This window comes from Ramlibacter aquaticus (assembly GCF_015159745.1).
Taxonomy (GTDB): domain Bacteria; phylum Pseudomonadota; class Gammaproteobacteria; order Burkholderiales; family Burkholderiaceae_C; genus Ramlibacter; species Ramlibacter aquaticus.
Genome location: NZ_JADDOJ010000148.1, coordinates 1 through 3,102, shown reverse-complemented (window position 1 = coordinate 3,102; position 3,102 = coordinate 1). Strand labels below are relative to the sequence as shown.

The 3,102-nt window shown below is 73.0% G+C and carries 3 protein-coding genes and 1 pseudogene; 3 read left to right on the top strand and 1 reads right to left on the bottom strand.

What is annotated here, in order from left to right; translation table 11 throughout:
- The 3 genes and pseudogenes from IM725_RS19780 to IM725_RS19770 all read left to right on the top strand — a co-directional run.
- Positions 1–190, top strand: a pseudogene (locus tag IM725_RS19780) (hypothetical protein); the annotation flags it as partial.
- 148 nt (positions 191–338) lie between these two features.
- Positions 339–965, top strand: coding sequence for an SOUL family heme-binding protein (locus IM725_RS19775; RefSeq protein WP_227753980.1), 627 nt, complete (start codon positions 339–341; stop codon positions 963–965).
- A gap of 40 nt (positions 966–1,005) precedes the next feature.
- Positions 1,006–1,626: a class I SAM-dependent methyltransferase gene (locus IM725_RS19770; protein ID WP_193782355.1), complete on the top strand. Its 621-nt coding sequence runs from the start codon at positions 1,006–1,008 to the stop codon at positions 1,624–1,626.
- A gap of 22 nt (positions 1,627–1,648) precedes the next feature.
- Here the strand turns inward: IM725_RS19770 and IM725_RS19765 are convergent, their stop codons facing one another.
- Complete coding sequence (locus tag IM725_RS19765; protein ID WP_227753979.1) at positions 1,649–2,977, bottom strand: carbohydrate porin; 1,329 nt, start codon at positions 2,975–2,977, stop codon at positions 1,649–1,651.
- Positions 2,978–3,102: the final 125 nt, after the last annotated feature.

Sequence of the window (3,102 nt, the reverse complement as noted above, 5' to 3'; positions counted from 1 at the left end):
GGGCGGGCGGGTGAGCGATGTCTGCTGGAGCGTCCGCGCGCAGCTCCCGCTGGCCATCGTGGATGCCCAGGGCCGCACGGTGTGGCAGGTCACGCGGCTGGTGCTCGGGCCCATCGCGCCCGAGGTGTTCCAGGTCGATGCGCGCGACTACGTGCTCAACGACGCGAACTCGGACATCGAGCGCGACTGAAGCGCAGGCTCGGGGCCGGGCCTGCCGCCCGACGGCGCTGCCGCCCCCCGGCAGCTCAGCGTTCGCGGGCCCGCCCCGTGCGGCCGGGGCCGGGCTTGGCAGCCCCGGCCCGGGCCTGATAGGCTGTGCCCATGCACGGTGCCCTGCCTTGAAAGCTCTTCTCGCCGCCTTCCTGGTGGTGCTCCCCCTCGCCGCCATGGCCATCGAAGAACCCCGCTACGACGTCGTCCAGCAGCTGGACGGTGCGCAGGTGCGCCAGTACGCGCCCTACGTGGTGGCCCAGGTGCAGGTCGCGGGCACGGCCGATCAGGCGGGCAGCGAGGCCTTTCCCATCCTGGCGGGTTACATCTTCGGCAAGAACAAGGGCGCTCGGAAGTTCGAGATGACGGCGCCGGTGACGCAGACCGAGGCGCCCGTGCGCATGGAGATGACCGCCCCCGTGACGCAGACCCCCTCGGCGGGTGGCTACATCGTGCAGTTCGTGCTGCCCCGCGAAGTGACGCTGGCCAGCGCGCCCGAGCCGCTGGATCCGCGGGTGCAGCTGCGCGAGGTGCCGGGCGAGCGCGTGGGCGTGATCCGCTACTCGGGCTTCTGGTCCCAGGCCAACTACGAGGAACACCTGGGCCGGCTGCAGGAGGCGCTGCGTGCCGCCGGCCTGCGCTGGCAGGGCGAGCCCACGCTCTCGCGCTACAACCCGCCCTTCACCCCCTGGTTCCTGCGCCGCAACGAGATCTGGCTGCGGCTGGCGCCGGACGCGCCCGGCGCCGCGCGCTGAGCCGCAGGCGCCATCGCCCGGCCCCCACCGACCGCAGCCCATGGCCGACAACTGGTACGAGCGCCACCTGCTGCCCACGGTGCTGGACTTCGCCTGCGGCCTGCCCATGGTCACCCGGCAGCGCGAGCGCGTGGTGCCCCGGGCGCGCGGCCGCGTGCTGGAGGTGGGCATAGGCACCGGGCTGAACATGCCGCACTATGCGGCCGAGCAGGTCGAGTCCATCACCGGCGTGGACCCCGCGCTGCGCATGCACGAGAAGGCGAAGGCGCGCATACGGCGCAGCGGCCTGAAGGTCGAGCTGGTGGGCCTGTCGGCCGAGCGCCTGCCGCTGGCCGACGCCAGCTTCGACACCGTGCTGCTGACCTACACCCTGTGCTCCATCCCCGAGCCCGTGGCCGCCCTGCGCGAGATGCGGCGGGTGCTGGCGCCAGGAGGCCGCCTGCTGTTCTGCGAGCACGGTCGCGCGCCCGATGCTTCGGTGCGCCGCTGGCAGGCGCGCCTGCAGCCCTGGTGGGGGCCCATCGCCGGCGGCTGCCAGCTCGGGCGCGACATTCCCGCGTTGCTGGTCGAGGCGGGCTTCACGCTGCACGGCCTGGAAACCGGCTACATCCCCGGCCCCCGGCCGCTCGCCTTCAACTACTGGGGCGAAGCCAGCGCCTGAAGGCCCGCGAGGGGCCTGGCTGCTAGAACTCCGCGTGCACCCGCAGGCCGTAGACCGTCACCGGCCCGCGGTCGCGGTTGTAGGCCGGGTTCAGCACGCGCTGCAGGTCGGCCGTGAGCGTGAGCTGCCGCGCCAGGGCCACGGCGTAGTAGCCCTCGACGATGCGCTCGGGCCCGTAGCGCAGCGCACCGTCGCCGATCAGGATGCCCATGCCGCCCGCCGCGAAGTAGTCGCGCGCCTGGGCCGACAGGTGGTTCTGCGCCAGCGCGAGGCCCAGGGTGTCCGTGGCGCGCCCCCAACGCCCGCCCTTGAGGGCGACGCCGGCCGATTCGGAGCGGTTGATCTCGCTGAACTCGTAGGCTTCACGCCGGCCGTCGTTGCGGCTGAAGCGCGCGAACACGCCGAGGTCGGCGGCGAGCGCCTGCTCGAGGTTGAGCGCGAAGCCGCTGCGCCACTGCAGCTTGCGCACGCCGGCCACGTCGGGCGTGCTGGCGGTCGCGGCGCCCTGGGCCACCGCATCCTCGTAGTCCGCCATGCGCGCCCGGTTGCCAAAGGCCAGCACGCGCCAGGTGCCGGGCTGGCCGTTCCACTCGTAGCGGCGCTCGAGTTCGGTCACGGCCATGAACTGGCCGAAGTGCAGGCCGGTCACCTTGTTGTTCGGCAGGCGCGACATCTGGAACACGCCGCCGCGCCAGGTCCAGTCGCCCTGGGTCCATTCCAGGGCCGCGCCATGGGTGTAGCCCCAGGGGTCGGCCGCGTAGTCGAAGGCGCCCGCGTCGACGATGGACCAGTTCATGAAGTCGGCGCGCGGGTCGTGCGCGTAGGCGTTGTTGTCGAACACGTCGACGACGGAAAACTTGCCCACCGTGAGCGTGATGTTGTCCTTGGGGCGCAGGCCCGCGAGCTGGTTCGCGCGCGCGTCCACGGCCTCGGTCTCGTCCCCCAGCGCGAAGACCTGGCGCAGGAACACGCGCGGCAGCCGCAGGTACGGGCGGTTGGCCCCCACCTTGTAGGCCTCGCCGCTGGAGAAGCCGGCCAGGCCCACCGTGTTGCTCAGGCCGAAGCCCTGGTCGATCTCCGGGTTGATCCAGAGCGACGCGCCGCGCCAGGGCCTCCAGCCGGCGTACAGCGTGATGTCGCTGGTCTCCTCGGCCCGCTCGCTGGCCTTCAGGCTGTTGGGGCCTGCGTAGGGCGAGCGCAGGGGAGGGTGCTTCTGCGTGACGTTGGTGAACTGCAGGTGCAGCGCGCCGGCCTCGTCGGCCGGCGCCGGGCTGCCGTCGTCTGCCGCCAGCGCGGCCACGGCCTGCAGGCCGGCCAGCGCGGCCAGGGCCAGGGCGAGTGGTTTCTTCATGGTGTGGAACAAGGTCTGCGCGCCGCGTGGGGCAGCGGCCCCGGGCATGCCGCCGAGGATAGCAAGCGCGGATGACACGCGGCGGCCCCGCTGCCGGCGTCTCCTGCGCGGCAGCGGGGCAGCGG